The sequence below is a fragment of the Micromonospora sp. RP3T genome, from assembly GCF_003027925.1.
In the GTDB taxonomy this organism is placed as follows: Bacteria; Actinomycetota; Actinomycetes; order Mycobacteriales; family Micromonosporaceae; genus Micromonospora.
Genome location: NZ_PYPS01000039.1, coordinates 58,009 through 71,846 on the forward strand (window position 1 = coordinate 58,009; position 13,838 = coordinate 71,846).

Genomic DNA, 13,838 nt, shown 5'->3' on the forward strand with positions numbered 1-13,838 from the left:
AGGTCAGGAGACGTCGACAGCGGTGTCGTCGATGACGAACGACGTCTGGAGGGACGCGTCCTCGGTGCCGGTGAACTTCAGCGTCACGGTCTGCCCGGCGTACGCGGCCAGGGAGAACGACCGCTGGGTGTAGCCGGTGGCCTTGTTCAGGTTCGAGTAGGTCGCCAGCGTCGCCAGCACGGTGCCGGACGAGTTGAGCACCTGCACGTTCAGCTTGTCGTACTGCACGCTGGTGGTGGACTCGGCCGAGTCGATGTGCAGCCAGAAGCTGAAGTTGTAGGTCGAGCAGCCCGACGGCAGGCTCACCGACTGGGCGATGTTCTCGTTGCTGCTGTAGCCGTAGCCGTTCAGCCAGGCGAACCGGGTGCCGCCGTGCGCCGACTGGCCGGTGTAGGCGCCGATCGCGCCGGTGGTGCCGGTCCACGGGCTGGTGCCGGTCTCGAAGCCCGCGTTGCCGAGCTTCTGGCCGGCGCCGGTGCAGCCGCCGCCGGTGCCGGTGACGGTCAGCGAGTACGTGGCGGACTTCGCACCCGACGTCGCGTTGCCGGTGACCGTCACCGAGTAGGTGCCGGTCGGCGTGCTCGCGCTGGTGGCGATGGTGAGCGTGGACGAGCCGCCCGAGGTCACCGAGGCGGGGCTGAACGACGCGGTGGCGCCGGTCGGCAGGCCGGACGCGGAGAGCGTGACGGTCTGCGCGGTCCCGCTGGTGGTGGCGGTGGCGACGGTGGCCGTGGCGGAACCGCCCTGGGTGACCGAGCCGGCGGTCGGGGAGAGCGACACGGAGAAGTCGTTCCCGGTGGAGCTGCACGGCGCGTCGCTGCCGGCCACGTTCACCGCGGTCCACGCCGCCTGGACGGCCTTGTACTCGGTGGAGCAGTTGCCGTACAGGTCGGTCGCTGCCCGCAGGCTGTACGCGCGGGCCGTGTTCGACGGGGTGGTGGTGTTCACGTAAGAGGTGTTCGAGGTGAAGTACACGTCGAGCGCCCGGTACCAGATCTTCTCCGCCTTGGCGCGACCGATGCCGGTCACCGCCGGGGCCGAGCCGCAGACCGGCGAGGTGCCGTACGCGGTGGCGCCGGTGCCCTCGGCCAGGTTGAAGTAGAAGTGGTTGCCGACGCCGGAGGAGTAGTGCACGTCCTTGTTCTTCGTGCTGGTGGACCAGCAGGAGTCGGACGAGCCGTCCAGCGACGGGTTGTACATGTAGCGCAGCGGCGTGCCGTTGCCGTTGATGTTGATCTTCTCGCCGACCTGGTAGTCACCCGGGTCGCTGGGCGCGGCGGCGTAGAACTCCATCATGTTGCCGAAGATGTCGCTGGTGGCCTCGTTGAGGCCGCCGGACTCACCGGAGTAGACCAGGCCGGACAGCGCCTCGGTGACGCCGTGGCTCATCTCGTGGCCGGCCACGTCCAGCGAGACCAGCGGGCGGGAGTTGCTCGACCCGTCGCCGTAGGTCATCTGGGACCCGTCCCAGAACGCGTTGACGTAGTTGTTGCCGTAGTGCACCCGGCTCGGCACGCCCTGGCCGTTGCCGAAGATGCCGTTGCGGCCGTGCACGTTCAGGAAGTAGTCGAACGTCTTCGCGGCGCCGAAGTGGGCGTCCACGGCGGCCGACTGCCGGTTGGAGTTGGCGCCGTTACCCCACGCGTTGTCGGCGTCGGTGAACGTGGTGCAGGTCGAGGTGCCGTTGTTCATGTCGCAGGTACGGCCGTTGCCGTGCGACGGGTCGATCATCGAGTAGGTGCTGCCGGAGAGCGTGGTGTCGATGCTGACCGTGCCGGTGTAGATGCCCTGACCGCTGCCGACCACCGACTCGATCTCGTCGTACGAGCCGATCAGCTTGCCGGTGGTCGCGTCCGTGATGACGTGCAGCTTCGACGGCGTCTGCTTGTCCGCCTTCCAGCCGGAGGCGACCGTCTCCCAGGCCAGCCGGCCCTTGCCGCTGCTGGCGTCCACGAACAGCTCGGGCGCGCCGACGGAGGTGAGGCTGCCGGAGAACGCCTTGCGCGCGCTGGCCTTGGCGGCGTCCGCGCCGACCTTGGCGCTGGTGCCGAGCGTCAGCGGGGCGGACAGGCCGACCGAGGTGCCGCTCATGGTGCCGTTCGGGGCGGTGTGCACGACGAAGTCGCCGCCGTAGACCCGCAGGCCCTGGTAGGTCCGGGTGTAGCGGGTGTGTGCCGCCCCGGAGGGGTCGACCTTGGTGCGGACGGCCTGGTACGCCTCCCCGCCGGCACCCTGCACGGCGCCGGGGTTGGCGCGCAGCAGGCTGTCGGCGCGTGCCGCGGCGGCACGCTCGGGGCTGGGGGCGCTGGGCGCTGCCGCTTGCGCCGTGCTGGTGACGCAGGCCAGCACGCCGCTGGTGAGCAGCGCTGCGCTGACGGCGGCGACGGTTCTTTTCACATGCCCTCCTGAAAGGAAGTTGTGACGGGGGTAGTCACTGATGTAGATATAGCTGAGACATCGAAGGACGTGAAAGAGGGCGACGGTTTCCCGCCTCAGACACTGACCGAACGGATGAGGGGGGCGCGGTGGTCCGGAACCGGGTGGCCCCGTCGTGCGTCCGATCGGCATGAGAGCAGCCCCCGCCGCGGCGATCGCCCTCGCCGCCGTCCTCACCCCGCTCGCCGGCTGCGCCCGGGCCGACACGCCGGCCCCGGTCGGACCGGCCACCACCGGACTGCCCGGCGTCGAGGTGGTGCTGGTGCGTTCCGGCGGCATCGCCGGGCTGACCGACACCATCACCGTGCGCCCGGACGGTCACTGGACGAAGACCGACCGGGCCGGTGCCACCCGCGACGGCCGGCTCACCGACGTCGACCTCGACCGGCTGCGGCAGCTCACCGTCGACCCCCGGCTGACCGCCGAGGCTGCCGTCACCGTGCCGGCGACCATGTGCGCCGACGCGTTCACCTACCGGCTCACCATCGGTCCGACCACCAGCTCCTACGTGGACTGTCCGCCGCAGGCGACCCCGCCGGCCGCGACCGCCGAGGTGGTCGGCCTGCTCACCCGCGCCACCGGCTGAGCCGGACCGGTCACCAGCCGGCCGCCGCCGCGTGCAACGTCCGCCGCACGGCCTCCGTCTCGCGCCGCCCGGCCACCGCCGGCCGGGCCGCGAGGAAGAGCGTGTTGAGTGGCGGCACCGGCGGCGCGAGCAGCGCCCGCACCGCGCCCGAGGCCAGCTCACTCCGGCAGAGGTACGCCGGCAGCACGCTCGCCCCGGCGCCCGCCACCACTGCCGACCGGACCGCCCGCAGGTCGGCCACGACCAGGCTGGGGGTGCGGGTGAGCCGGGTGTCGAAGACGGTGCGCCAGTAACGGCGCAGGATCGGCGCCTCCTCGCCGTAGGCGACAAGCGGCACGTCGCGCAGCGCCGCCGGGGTCACCGGGCCGGCCAGCCGATCCGCCCAGACCGGCGCCGCCACCAGCACGAACTCCTCGTCGTAGAGCGGCTCGACGACCACGCCGCGCCGGCGTGGCCGCACGCTCGTCACCGCCAGGTCGAGCCGGCCGGCGACCAGGTCGTCCACCAGCCGCTCCGGCATCCCGGCGACCACCCGCAGCTCCAGGCCGTCGGCCACCAGGCCGGCCAGCGCCGGCAGCACCCGCTCGCCGAGCAGCTCGGCCGGCCCACCGAGGAAGACCGTCCGGGCGTACGCCGCGTCCGGCTCCCCGGTCAGCACAGCGGCGAGCCGGTCCAGTGGCTCGGCCACCCGGCGGGCCAGCTCGTCCCCGGCGGCGGTCGGGGTGACGCCCCGGGGCAGCCGGTCGAACAGCGGTCGCCCGACCGCCTCCTCCAGCGCCCGGAGCTGCGCGGTCACCGTGGGCTGCGCCACACCGAGCAGTTCGGCCGCGCCGGTGACCGACCCGGCCCGGTGCACGGCGAGGAAGCTGCGGAGCAGGTCCAGCGACACCTTCACATCAGCAAACCTATCGCCGACGTGACTCTCGCCTATTGGTCAGCTATGGCTCGGCGCGTCAGCATGGTGGGCATGACTCGTGCACTCATCGCGCTGACCAGCCATTCCGACCTCGGCACCACGGGCCGCAAGACCGGCTACTACGTGGGCGAGGCCGCCGAACCGTGGGAGGTCTTCCGGGCCGCCGGGTACGACGTCGACCTGGTGTCGGTGGCCGGCGGCGAGCCGCCGACCGACGGCCGGGACAGCGACGACAGGACCCAGAACGACTTCCTCGCCACCGCCGGCGTGACGGACACCCCGAAGGCGGCGGACGTCGACCCGTCCGGTTACGACGTGATCGTCTTCGCCGGCGGCCATGGCACGATGTGGGACTTCCCCGACGACCCGGACCTGGCCCAAATCGCCCGCTCGGTCTACGAGCGCGGCGGCGTGGTCGCCGCCGTCTGTCACGGCCCTTCCGCGCTGGTGAACCTCACCCTCTCCGACGGCTCGCGGCTGGTCGCCGGCAAGCGGGTGGCCGGCTTCACCAACGACGAGGAGGCCGCCGTCGGCCTCACCGACGAGGTGCCGTTCCTGCTCGCCGACAAGCTCGCCGAGGCCGGCGCGCAGCACGTGCCGGCGCCGAACTTCACCGAGCACGTGGTGGTCGACGGTCGCCTGGTCACCGGCCAGAACCCGCAGTCCGCCCGCGCCCTGGCCGAGGCCGTGGTGAAGCTGCGCGGCTGAGCGCCGGCGGACGCCCTTCCTGATGTCGCCAGGCGAGACCGTCTCCGAGGCGACCGGCATGGTTCGGACGTCAGAACCGGTAGTCCTCGGGCAGGCCGGTGGCGCGCAGCTCGGGCGGCAGGTGGGCGGCGTCGTTCAGTGCGACCACCGTCGGCGGGCCGGCCGAGCTGTAGCGGATCACGGTCAACGCGCAGTTGGCGTGGTTGAGCCCGATCCACCGGCGTTCCGGCGCCTCCAGGGCGTGCCGCACCAGCCAGGCGACCAGGAAGTTGTGGGTCACCACCAGCTCACGGACGTCGCCGGAGGCGGGGGCGGTGGCGAACCGGGCCACCGCCCCCGCCGTCACGCGCGGCCCGTTCCGCCGGTCCCGCTCGGAGAACTGGGCGAGGAACGCCGCGTGCCGCTCCGGCAGGCCGGCCGGGTCGGTGTCGTGCGGCATGTGGTCACCGGCCCGGTCGTCGAGGCGTACCGGAACACCCGGCAGCTCCGCCGCGACCAGCGCGGCGGTCTCCGCGGCCCGGGCCAGCGGCCCGTGGTGCACCGCGTCGAGGCGCACGCCGCGCAGGCGTTGCCCGAGCAGCGTGGCCTGCCGGCGGCCCCGCGCCGACAGGCCGGTGTCCGCCTCCTGCTCGGGAGCGTCCTGCTCGCCGTGTCGGGCCAGGAGCAGCAGGCGGCTCGCCATCGGTCACCTCGTCAAGATCGGGATGCCGACCCTAACCGGCCGGTCGCGATCCCCGCAGCCCGCGATCACCCGCGCGGATGCATCTGGCCGACCCGGATCCGGTTGCCGAACGGGTCGCGGATGCCGAAGTCGATCCCGTACGGCCGGTCGGTCGGCTCGTCGGTGACCTCCACGCCCTTGGCCACCAGGTCCGCGTACGTCTGGTGCGCGTCGTCGGTGGTGAGGAACAGGAAACCGCCGGTGGCGCCCTTGGTGAGCAACTCCCGGACCTGCTCCGCGGTCTTCGGGTCCAGCGCCGGCGGGCCGGGCTTCTCCAACAGGATCTCCCGGCCGGGGTCGCCCGGCACGTTGACCGTGAGCCACCGCATGAAGCCGAGATCCTGGTCGGTGCTCACCTCCATGCCCAGCTTGCCGACATAGAAGTCGAGGGCCTCGTCCTGGTCGAGCACGTAGATCTGGGAGCGGGAGATCGAAGTCATCGTCATGCCGAGGACGCTAGAGCAGGCCCCCGACCTGCTGCTTATCCAAAACTGCACGTTTCGCGTCGCGACCCGCGGCGGCGCTCGGGCGCATCCATGCCCTGGTGAAGCAGCTCGGCACGTCGGCCGGGGCGGCCTTGCGACGCCGGTAGGCCGACGGGGACTCGCCGACGATGTCGTGGAACGTCCGGCTGAACGTGCCGAGGCTGCCGAACCCGACCAGGTGGCAGATCTCGGTGACCGGTTCCGCGGTGCGTACCAGCAGGTACATGGCCCGCTCGATCCGGCGGCGTTGCAGGTAGCGGTGCGGCGTCTCGCCGAACGTGGCCCGGAACGTGCGGATGAAGTGCGCCTCGGAGACGTACGCGATCCGGGCCAAGGCGGGAATGTCCAGCGGCTGCGCGTACGCCCGATCCATCGCGTCCCGGGCGCGCAGCATCGCCCGGTTCGACTCCTCCACCGCCCGACTCATCCCACCTCCACCACGCAAGGAAGGGCCCCCTGTTAACGCATTCTGCAGAGGAGGGGCCCCCTGTTAACACCACTCATCGTTCCACCCGATGACGCGGCGAGGACTGCCCGAGCGGCCGATCCGCTGACGCGCCGAACCGCAGCAGGGTGAGAGCGTGGCATCCATCGATTGACCGATCGCGCTGGAAGGAGCCGCCGTGGACGCACTGCGGAAGACCTCGCTCGTCGCGGGCGGGTGCTACGTGCTCACCTTCGCCTCGATCCCGACCCTCACCCTGTACGCCCCGGTACGCGAGGCGGACTACCTCGTCGGCAGCACGTCGGAGACCCCGGTCGTGGCCGGCGGCGTCCTCGAGGTGATCGTCGCGCTCGCCTGCATCGGCACAGCCGTCGCGCTGTTCCCCGTGCTCCGGCGACAGGGCGAGGCACGGGCGTTGGGCTTCGTCGCGGCCCGGGTCCTCGAAGCCGGCGGCATCTTCGTCGGCGTCGCCAGCCTGCTGACGGTCGTGGCCCTGCGGCGGGCCGGCGCCGGCGCGGACGCGCTGGTCACCGGCCAGGCGCTGGTCGCTCTCTACGACTCGATGTTCCTGCTCAGCCAGAGCCTCATCCCGGCCGTGAACGCGCTGCTGCTGGGTTCCCTGCTGTACCAGTCCCGCCTCGTCCCCCGCGTTCTGCCGCTGCTCGGGCTCGCCGGGGCGCCCCTGCTCGTCGCCGCCGATCTCGGCGTGCTCTTCGACCTCTGGGACCGGCTGTCGCCGGTGACCGCGGTCGCGGCCCTCCCGATCGCGGTGTGGGAGTTCTCGCTGGGCGTCTATCTGATCGTCAAAGGCTTCCGGCCCGCGCCGCTCGCCACCGGCGCCCGGGCCGCCGCCGGCTGACCGTCGCGGGCACGCGACGGCTGGGGCCGGGGGATGCCTTGTGGAATTGGAGCCCCCGGCCGGGATCGAACCGGCGACATCTCGCTTACAAGCTCTGTGTATGGCGTCCACACACGTGCGGCAACGGCTGTGCGCTCGGAGCTTCGTCCGTGCTGGTGCTCGTCAGCGCGCTGCCGTCCGGTGTGGTTGCTGTCAGCGTTGCTGTCGACAGCCCCTCCGCCGGTGTGCCGGCAGCATCGTCCAGTCCTAAGACATCGACACGACTTGCAGCGCGGCGGCCATGAAGCTATTCGCTACGCTGACCCCGCGACGTGCGGTCGAGGACGGGCATGACGGAGGAGGAGCTGACTTGCGGATCTCCCTGCCGGGGCGAGCTTATCTAGCCGACCTGGAGCGATTTCTTCGGCTTCTGGAAGATGACGGTAAAGAGGGGTTCACGCTTGTTCTACGTGAGGGCCTCTTCTCGTTACATCCGGTGGTATTAGCCATGATTGCGGCAACTGGCGCGGCAGCCGACTCTGCCGGCCAGTCAACTCAGGTTGAGAACCTGACCGTCAACTCGAGCACACGCTACCTCCGTCGAATGAACGTTTTCTCCCACATCAATGCCGAGGTAGACATCTCGGTGAGAGAGCATGAGGCAGCAGGCCGCTTCATCCCGGTAAGAAATATTCTAACCAACGGGGAATTAAACGATTTCATCAAGGATTTCGTGCCGCTTCTTCATATGGAGCCACGGGATGCGGATGCCGTGAAGTACGTTCTCTTCGAGTTGATCCGCAATGTTCTCGAACACTCAGGCAGCAGCACGGGCGCTTTTGTGGCGGCTCAGGTTTCACAGATGAATCGAAGACTTCTCCTTGGCGTAGCAGACGCGGGAATCGGGATCAAAAGAAGCATCAGTCGAAGCCATCGTGCCGACTCAGACAGGGAAGCCATATCACTCGCCTTACGGCCTGGCATAACTGGCGCGTCGCCGCGCTTCGGAGGCAATGAGACGAACGGAGGGGCCGGCCTGTTCTTCCTGAAGTCCATGGCTACGCTGTCCCGACACCATATGGTCGTCGTATCCGGCGATTCCATGATGAAGCTGCTAACTCAGAGGAATCCACAAATCAACGCGAACATTGCTGACGATCGTGTTACGTGGTTTAGCATCCCGAATGCGAGCTACCGAGGCACCGCCGTCGGCATCGACCTTCAAATAGACAGCCCCGTAGGCTTCGTCGAATTACTTCGACGGATTGGCCAGGTCTACCATATCGACGTAAAGAAGCAAAAGGCGGCCCGATTCAAGCCGAGGTTCTCGTGAAGAAGATTACAATCTCTCGGTACGCTGGATCCTTTGGTGGGGACAAGGATGCGGCAGCTAGGATCCGGGACGGGGTTCTTAAGCGAGCCTTGGCAGACGGCGGCAGCGTTGCGCTCGACTTTGCTGGCGTTGAGTTGGCAACACAGTCATTTATTCATGCCTTGCTGTCCAATATTATTCGCTCAGACGCCACCATCCTTGAGCGTATTTTCTTCCGAAACTGCAATGCCAGCATTCAAGAGATTATTGAGATCGTAGCTGAGTACTCGCAGGAAGAGCTCTGAGCAATCCGCGCCATCCCGATGCCCCTACGGATCTAAAGCTCTTTCTGCCGCCGTCTCGCCGATACAAGTTGACTCCTTCGTCCCGAAGGAATGACCAGCCGTCGATGAGCCGGGCGAGTGGCTGGGCCGGACTGCTGGAACGGGCCACCATTATCCGTGGCCGTCCGGCCGCGGCCACGTCGGTTGTCACCCAGTTAGTCACCCAGCCCGGTCGGGCGCCGCTCGCGGCTTTCGTTCCGTCATCTTCCCTTCCCACCCCTGAAGAGATTCTTCTTGACGATAAAGTGCCGGCGAACAAGCTTGATAAATTCTGCTCGGTGAACATCGTATTCCGCGCTGCTAGTCTTCCATGAATCACCCTCCGTCTTTAGCGCCACAGAAGCCGTCACTAAACGGTCTGCGCTAGAAACGATTTCGTCATGACACACGAGCCGGACCGATTCCATCGCCAAACGCATGCGTTCGACGGCGACAGCGGTGTCAGCAAAATAGGATTTGACATCCCGACCTAACTGCTCATTGATCCCGCGACGGACCCACGAATTTAGCTTTGGATGCGCACCAACGAGCGTGGCCGCACGTGAAATAACGTCCTCTAATTCGGGATCTTCCAGCGTGCCACCTAACTCTGCCTCTACAGCCTCCCTGACCAATTTGTAAGTGATAGGCGTAGCGTGCTCCCGCGCAACATCATGCACCACAACTTCCATAGCCCTGCTGGTTCGATACGCCTCACCTGCTTCGAGCAGTCGGGCGCAAGCAGTATGCTGCTCGGTCCTCAACCACTTTTGATATTCGTTCGAACGAGCCAGGAATTGGCCAATAACAACGCCACACAATGCCGCCGCAGCGCCTACGAATGGAATCCACACAGGATCAGATTAGTGGAACCACGTTCACACTCACCATCCCGTCTGCCCGTCGACCCGCCCTTATGGGGAGCGGGCCGCCGCCCGGCCCGCCACGTTCAGACGACCTTGACGCACGGTTGGACGCTGGCGGGGTCGGGCGGTGGTCTGCTCGGCTCGCCCGGGTCGATGGCAGGCGGGATGGCCTACCGCAACCACCCACGGGCCGCAGCCCGCCGACGGGTTGCAGCCCGCCGACGGGTTGCATCCATCTCGGAGCCTGAGCGCCCCCGCCGGAGGCGCAGTAACCGCGACCCCGCGGCCCGCCATCTCGCCGACGCGGCCGGCGTGCGCTCCCCTACGCCGCGCGGGCTCGTGGCCGCGCGGCCCGGCCCGGCTGCCGGCCCAACCCCTCACCGGTCAGCGCACTGTCGTTCTGCGGCGCCCCTTGGGCTTCCCGTTTCCGCGCCAGCCGCCGGGCGTTTGGCGTGGCTGGCCGCGAGCCCCAAGCGAGCGAGCCAGCCGCGCGCCCTGGTGGCGGCGCATGCGGCCCGTTGCGGGCCGCCTTGAAGATGTACAGACACCCTGCACACCGTCGGGCATCTGTCGGATCACACGGTCATCTGTGGGTCGCCGGCCCTACAAACTGCTGGCGAGATTAGACGCTTGAACGTTGCGCATACGGCTCAGGAAGGCGACAGCGGCAGTGTGACCTTTGTGGCCGCAGCCTGGGCGGGTCGGCCGCTCACTGGCTCCGCGAGTCAGGATCATTGCACTCGCTTTGCATGAAGCGCTGCGGACGCCCGAGGACGGCCGGAGGCCGCCCGCAGGGCAGGCCGCAAGCGCGGACGACTTCGTCTAATCGATGTGGGCCGGCCATAGGTGCGCTGTCTGTGGGTCATAGCAGACAAACCCAAGCTCGGCGGCCAGGCGGGCAGCCTCGGCCGACAGTTCGCCGGCCAGCCCGTAGGGCATGGTCAAGTAGATCATGGGCCCGGAAGCATCGTCGAGCAGTAGTCCCCAACCGAGGGTTGCACCTTCCGTTAGGACGGCCCAGCGCTCAGCCAGCGCCTCGGCGTAGGCTCGGATGCCGGGAGTCGGGGGGAGATCCTCACCCTCCATGTACTCGTCGTAGAGCTGGTCATAGACGTCTCCGCCCTCGCCATCGTTCGACGGCTGCGCGCCCTCCCACACCGCCAAGTCGTAACTCATGGCCGGAGTCTGCCAGCCCGCGAGAAATGGGGCGATGCCGTGACTCGCGCCTGGCGCGTTCTCTCACGAACCCCTGCGTTGCAAAGATCAAGCCGGCTGTCGGTCGACGTCGACCAGGGCCGATGGCCTGCTCGCCGTGTCGCCCTCCGTCGGCCTCCGAGTAAGTCCGTCGGTCCGCTTGGCTGTACAGATGGCTGTACAGCCACCTTCTACTCCTCGGGTTCGGGAACGCGGCCCGGCTGCGTTCACCTTTTACCGTCTTGCCGCCAACGGCGGGGGCGCCCTGGCTGCTAGGCGCTGAGTTTGCGACCATCTACCATGATGCAACTATGGATGCAGAGGCGAGAGGTAGAGATTCAGCGGACAATTCGACACCAATCGACCACTATCCAATTGAACCTTTTATCCGCCAGCACTGGGTTGAGCTACTTACCCTAATGCCGCTCGCTGCGGCCGTCATTGCTTGCATCCGGATTTCCGCAGTCGCGAATGGCGATCGAGCTGCATTCCTTTACCTAGTTCGATCCCTAGATATTCAAACAGTACTGTTCTCCGTGCTGATGACACCCGCGCTGACGATTATTTTCATTATCTGCGTCGCCCGCCTTTGGACTTACTGCTTCGCAGACAGGCGCACCATCTGGGGTTTTCCAGCATTTCCGGCAGGAGCAGGTGATGCTAAGCCGCAGGACTTCCCGCTCTTCATTACAGCATTCATATTCATGATTTCAATCGGCCTCTACGCATTGCCTGTCTCGCTTGCGGGATTCGGCTTAATAACAGGTGGCATGCTGGGCTGGTTATCAAATCTTTCATCACCAAGCCGTACCGTCGCTGCAGTGACGGCGGCAATCTATATTCCTATCATACTGGTTGCATGCGCCGTATTAGCCGGATATATTTGGCTGCCGGCCGAGGCGGCACGACTAGGAAATGATGCAACTCGGGTAACGATCTATGTCTTAGAGCAGAAGGAAGGCCACGTTACCTTCATTGACGCCAAGGGGCACATAAAGACGCTTCCACTCACTGATGTTAGGGATCGAGCGGCATGCAACCCGTACATCCCAGTCTCATGGATTTATAAGCCATTAGCGTATTACGTGCCGACTAGCAAATTTTTGGGCGCGATTAATCATCAGCCATCCTGCCCCGATGATACGCCATTTCATAGAGCAGCAGCCTAGCCCACTTTCTCGCGAACCTTGCGAAGATCAGGACTGTCGTCAGCGTCGGGAACGAGTGATGACCTACCCGCCTTGCTCCTGGCCGTCGATCGCGGGTTGGGTCCGCTGACCGGATGGCGGCAAGCCAAGTCCCGCCACAGTTTAGTAATCGCTAACCTGAGCAAACCGATCAATGTCCGATTCTACCTCGTTGGGAAATGCTCCCCCAATCACCAGCTTCCCCTCCTGGTCATGAATAAGATCAAAACGGAAACGCTTCCAACAAGCTTCGCTTGCATGAATCAAGACTACTCCGCCAGCCAGATGAAAAGTATTAAAGCTGACGTCAAGCATGCCAGGCCCGCCACCTGTCGGCCTAATTCGAAGGTCCCTACCGGTGAACTTTCCAGGACCAATTCGGATATTGGTTGGGCCTTCCGGGACAACATCTAGGTTCACATATGAGCCATCTGAAATGTCGGATGGAATAGAGATGTCGACATCACTGGTGACCATTTCATGCAGAACGAGCCGATTGGTCAACTTATACTCATGCATAGAGAGACGACTGCGCTCTAGGTGACTGTCCGACAGATCCACCTCCCCAGCAATAAGAGATGATCGCTTCTGAAACCAGAAATCCTCTCCATCGGAGTCAAACTTTAAAGCAGAGTCACTCACCTTTGCATGCCTCAAAAGGAAGTGTGAGTCTTCGCCGATGTTCATCCTGTCCAGCTCAAACGAACTGAAAGTAATGGCCGACTCATCGAAAACGACAAGACTATCGCCAGTAAAGTTAGCTCCCTGCAGAAGAACCTTGCAGTTATTGAACTTGGATCCGGTGAAATCCAAGATTGAATCGTGAAACTTGGCTGCCCTTAGTCGAATTTCCCCTCCACGGAAGACGCAATTCCGGAATTGAACCCTCACACCGTTCAACGAAATCCTGTCTAAATCAACATTATCGAAGTGCCCACCGGAGAAGTCCAGCTCTTCCGACTGCCAGGACGCTGTATGGCCTGGTTCCAGGAGCCGACTCCGAACCGCCTTCCATGCCGTTCGGCGAACTTCACTCTCGCCGAGATCAGGCGAATCGGAAGTTAGGTCAAGCGTCGGCAGTCGGAGGTATGAGCATATCGCCATAACGCACGGCGTACGACCCTCGATCCAGTCATCACTAAGGATGGCCATCGAGTGAAGGCCAGCGAGCCGGGCGGACGGTCGTTCATGGGACATCAATTCCGCAGCCTTGACATAGCGGTCTGAGTAGACCTGCTGGTCGGCACGCAGGCCGTCGCGTTCGGCTAGGATTTGCTTCCGAAAAGCGTATATGGCACCGAGGGAAGCTCCCGTAAGGGCCGTTAGACTGATGGCCGCAGTAAGCACCGCCGGAAGGGTTTTATCATTTGGTGCATGAAATCCGGAAAGTACCGCGATGAGTACCCAGAGGAAGAGGAAGAATGCAATGAACAGGACGATGGCCGCCATGGCGGCGAAGGGTAGTATTTGGTGAAGACCTCCACCAAGCCGCGGGTTACTCAGGTCTGAAAGGCTCTTCGTCGCACGCACTCTCGCTTTCCAAAGCCGCTGGGCCAGGGTTGACTTGGCGGAAAGGTCCGTGGCGGCCAATTCTTCTCCGTTCGTAGCTGATCTTTCTGCTCGACTTCTACAGGCATAGTGCCAAGCACCACCTAACCGCGCTATGCCATCCCGTCTGCCGCCGACCCACACACCGTGGAGCGGGCCAGGGCCAGGGTGACAAGGTGGAGCGCCCTACCGGACGTACGACCTTGTCACCCTGGCCCTGGTCTGCTCGGCTTGCCTGGGTCGGTGGCTGGCGGGATGGCATCCCACCTCAAC

At 65.5% G+C, this 13,838-nt stretch carries 14 protein-coding genes; 6 read left to right on the forward strand and 8 right to left on the reverse strand.

Annotated elements, in window-relative coordinates; translation table 11 throughout:
• Positions 1 to 3: 3 nt before the first annotated feature.
• Positions 4 to 2,397, reverse strand: a complete 2,394-nt coding sequence (locus C8054_RS26375) for a M4 family metallopeptidase (RefSeq protein ID WP_107161415.1) — start codon at positions 2,395 to 2,397, stop codon at positions 4 to 6.
• Between the two features lie 169 nt (positions 2,398 to 2,566).
• On the opposite strand from C8054_RS26375, the gene C8054_RS26380 reads away from it, so the two are divergent.
• A complete protein-coding gene (locus C8054_RS26380) occupies positions 2,567 to 3,022 on the forward strand; it encodes a hypothetical protein (RefSeq protein ID WP_146179971.1) in 456 nt (151 codons plus the stop codon).
• Between the two features lie 10 nt (positions 3,023 to 3,032).
• On the opposite strand, the gene C8054_RS26385 is transcribed toward C8054_RS26380, so the two are convergent.
• Positions 3,033 to 3,917, reverse strand: a complete 885-nt coding sequence (locus C8054_RS26385) for a LysR family transcriptional regulator (protein ID WP_107161419.1) — start codon at positions 3,915 to 3,917, stop codon at positions 3,033 to 3,035.
• Between the two features lie 72 nt (positions 3,918 to 3,989).
• Between C8054_RS26385 and C8054_RS26390 the strand changes: the two genes are divergently transcribed.
• Positions 3,990 to 4,646 carry a type 1 glutamine amidotransferase domain-containing protein gene (locus C8054_RS26390; RefSeq protein ID WP_233220186.1) on the forward strand — a complete coding sequence of 219 codons (657 nt, stop codon included), beginning with the start codon at positions 3,990 to 3,992 and terminating at the stop codon, positions 4,644 to 4,646.
• Positions 4,647 to 4,716: 70 nt separating this feature from the next.
• On the opposite strand, the gene C8054_RS26395 is transcribed toward C8054_RS26390, so the two are convergent.
• The 3 genes from C8054_RS26395 to C8054_RS26405 form a co-directional block, all read right to left on the reverse strand.
• A complete protein-coding gene (locus tag C8054_RS26395; RefSeq protein ID WP_107161421.1) occupies positions 4,717 to 5,328 on the reverse strand; it encodes a histidine phosphatase family protein in 612 nt (203 codons plus the stop codon).
• A 65-nt stretch (positions 5,329 to 5,393) separates the two neighbouring features.
• A complete protein-coding gene (locus C8054_RS26400; protein WP_107161423.1) occupies positions 5,394 to 5,813 on the reverse strand; it encodes a VOC family protein in 420 nt (139 codons plus the stop codon).
• A 10-nt stretch (positions 5,814 to 5,823) separates the two neighbouring features.
• Positions 5,824 to 6,279, reverse strand: a complete 456-nt coding sequence (locus C8054_RS26405) for a helix-turn-helix domain-containing protein (protein ID WP_107161425.1) — start codon at positions 6,277 to 6,279, stop codon at positions 5,824 to 5,826.
• Between the two features lie 196 nt (positions 6,280 to 6,475).
• Here C8054_RS26405 and C8054_RS26410 point away from each other — a divergent pair, with 196 nt between their 5' ends.
• The 3 genes from C8054_RS26410 (at position 6,476) to C8054_RS26415 (ending at position 8,752) form a co-directional block, all read left to right on the forward strand.
• Entirely contained in the window at positions 6,476 to 7,156 is a 681-nt protein-coding gene (locus C8054_RS26410; RefSeq protein WP_107161427.1) for a DUF4386 domain-containing protein, read from the forward strand.
• A 349-nt stretch (positions 7,157 to 7,505) separates the two neighbouring features.
• The gene (locus tag C8054_RS31795) at positions 7,506 to 8,468 is read left to right on the forward strand and encodes a hypothetical protein (protein WP_146179972.1); all 963 of its coding nucleotides are present in this window, start codon (positions 7,506 to 7,508) and stop codon (positions 8,466 to 8,468) included.
• Positions 8,465 to 8,752 (forward strand): STAS-like domain-containing protein, encoded by a 288-nt coding sequence (locus C8054_RS26415; protein WP_158273892.1) that lies wholly within the window; start codon positions 8,465 to 8,467, stop codon positions 8,750 to 8,752. Before C8054_RS31795 ends, C8054_RS26415 begins: the two co-directional genes overlap by 4 nt.
• 239 nt (positions 8,753 to 8,991) lie before the next feature.
• Here the strand turns inward: C8054_RS26415 and C8054_RS31800 are convergent, their stop codons facing one another.
• Both C8054_RS31800 and C8054_RS26420 read right to left on the reverse strand, forming a co-directional pair.
• Positions 8,992 to 9,624 (reverse strand): hypothetical protein, encoded by a 633-nt coding sequence (locus C8054_RS31800; protein WP_146179973.1) that lies wholly within the window; start codon positions 9,622 to 9,624, stop codon positions 8,992 to 8,994.
• An 834-nt stretch (positions 9,625 to 10,458) separates the two neighbouring features.
• Positions 10,459 to 10,812 carry a hypothetical protein gene (locus C8054_RS26420; protein ID WP_107161431.1) on the reverse strand — a complete coding sequence of 118 codons (354 nt, stop codon included), beginning with the start codon at positions 10,810 to 10,812 and terminating at the stop codon, positions 10,459 to 10,461.
• A gap of 329 nt (positions 10,813 to 11,141) precedes the next feature.
• On the opposite strand from C8054_RS26420, the gene C8054_RS31805 reads away from it, so the two are divergent.
• The gene (locus tag C8054_RS31805; protein ID WP_146179974.1) at positions 11,142 to 11,999 is read left to right on the forward strand and encodes a hypothetical protein; all 858 of its coding nucleotides are present in this window, start codon (positions 11,142 to 11,144) and stop codon (positions 11,997 to 11,999) included.
• Between the two features lie 141 nt (positions 12,000 to 12,140).
• Here the strand turns inward: C8054_RS31805 and C8054_RS31810 are convergent, their stop codons facing one another.
• On the reverse strand, positions 12,141 to 13,466 hold the full coding sequence (locus tag C8054_RS31810; protein WP_146179975.1) for a pentapeptide repeat-containing protein: 1,326 nt from the start codon (positions 13,464 to 13,466) through the stop codon (positions 12,141 to 12,143).
• Between the last annotated feature and the right edge of the window lie 372 nt (positions 13,467 to 13,838).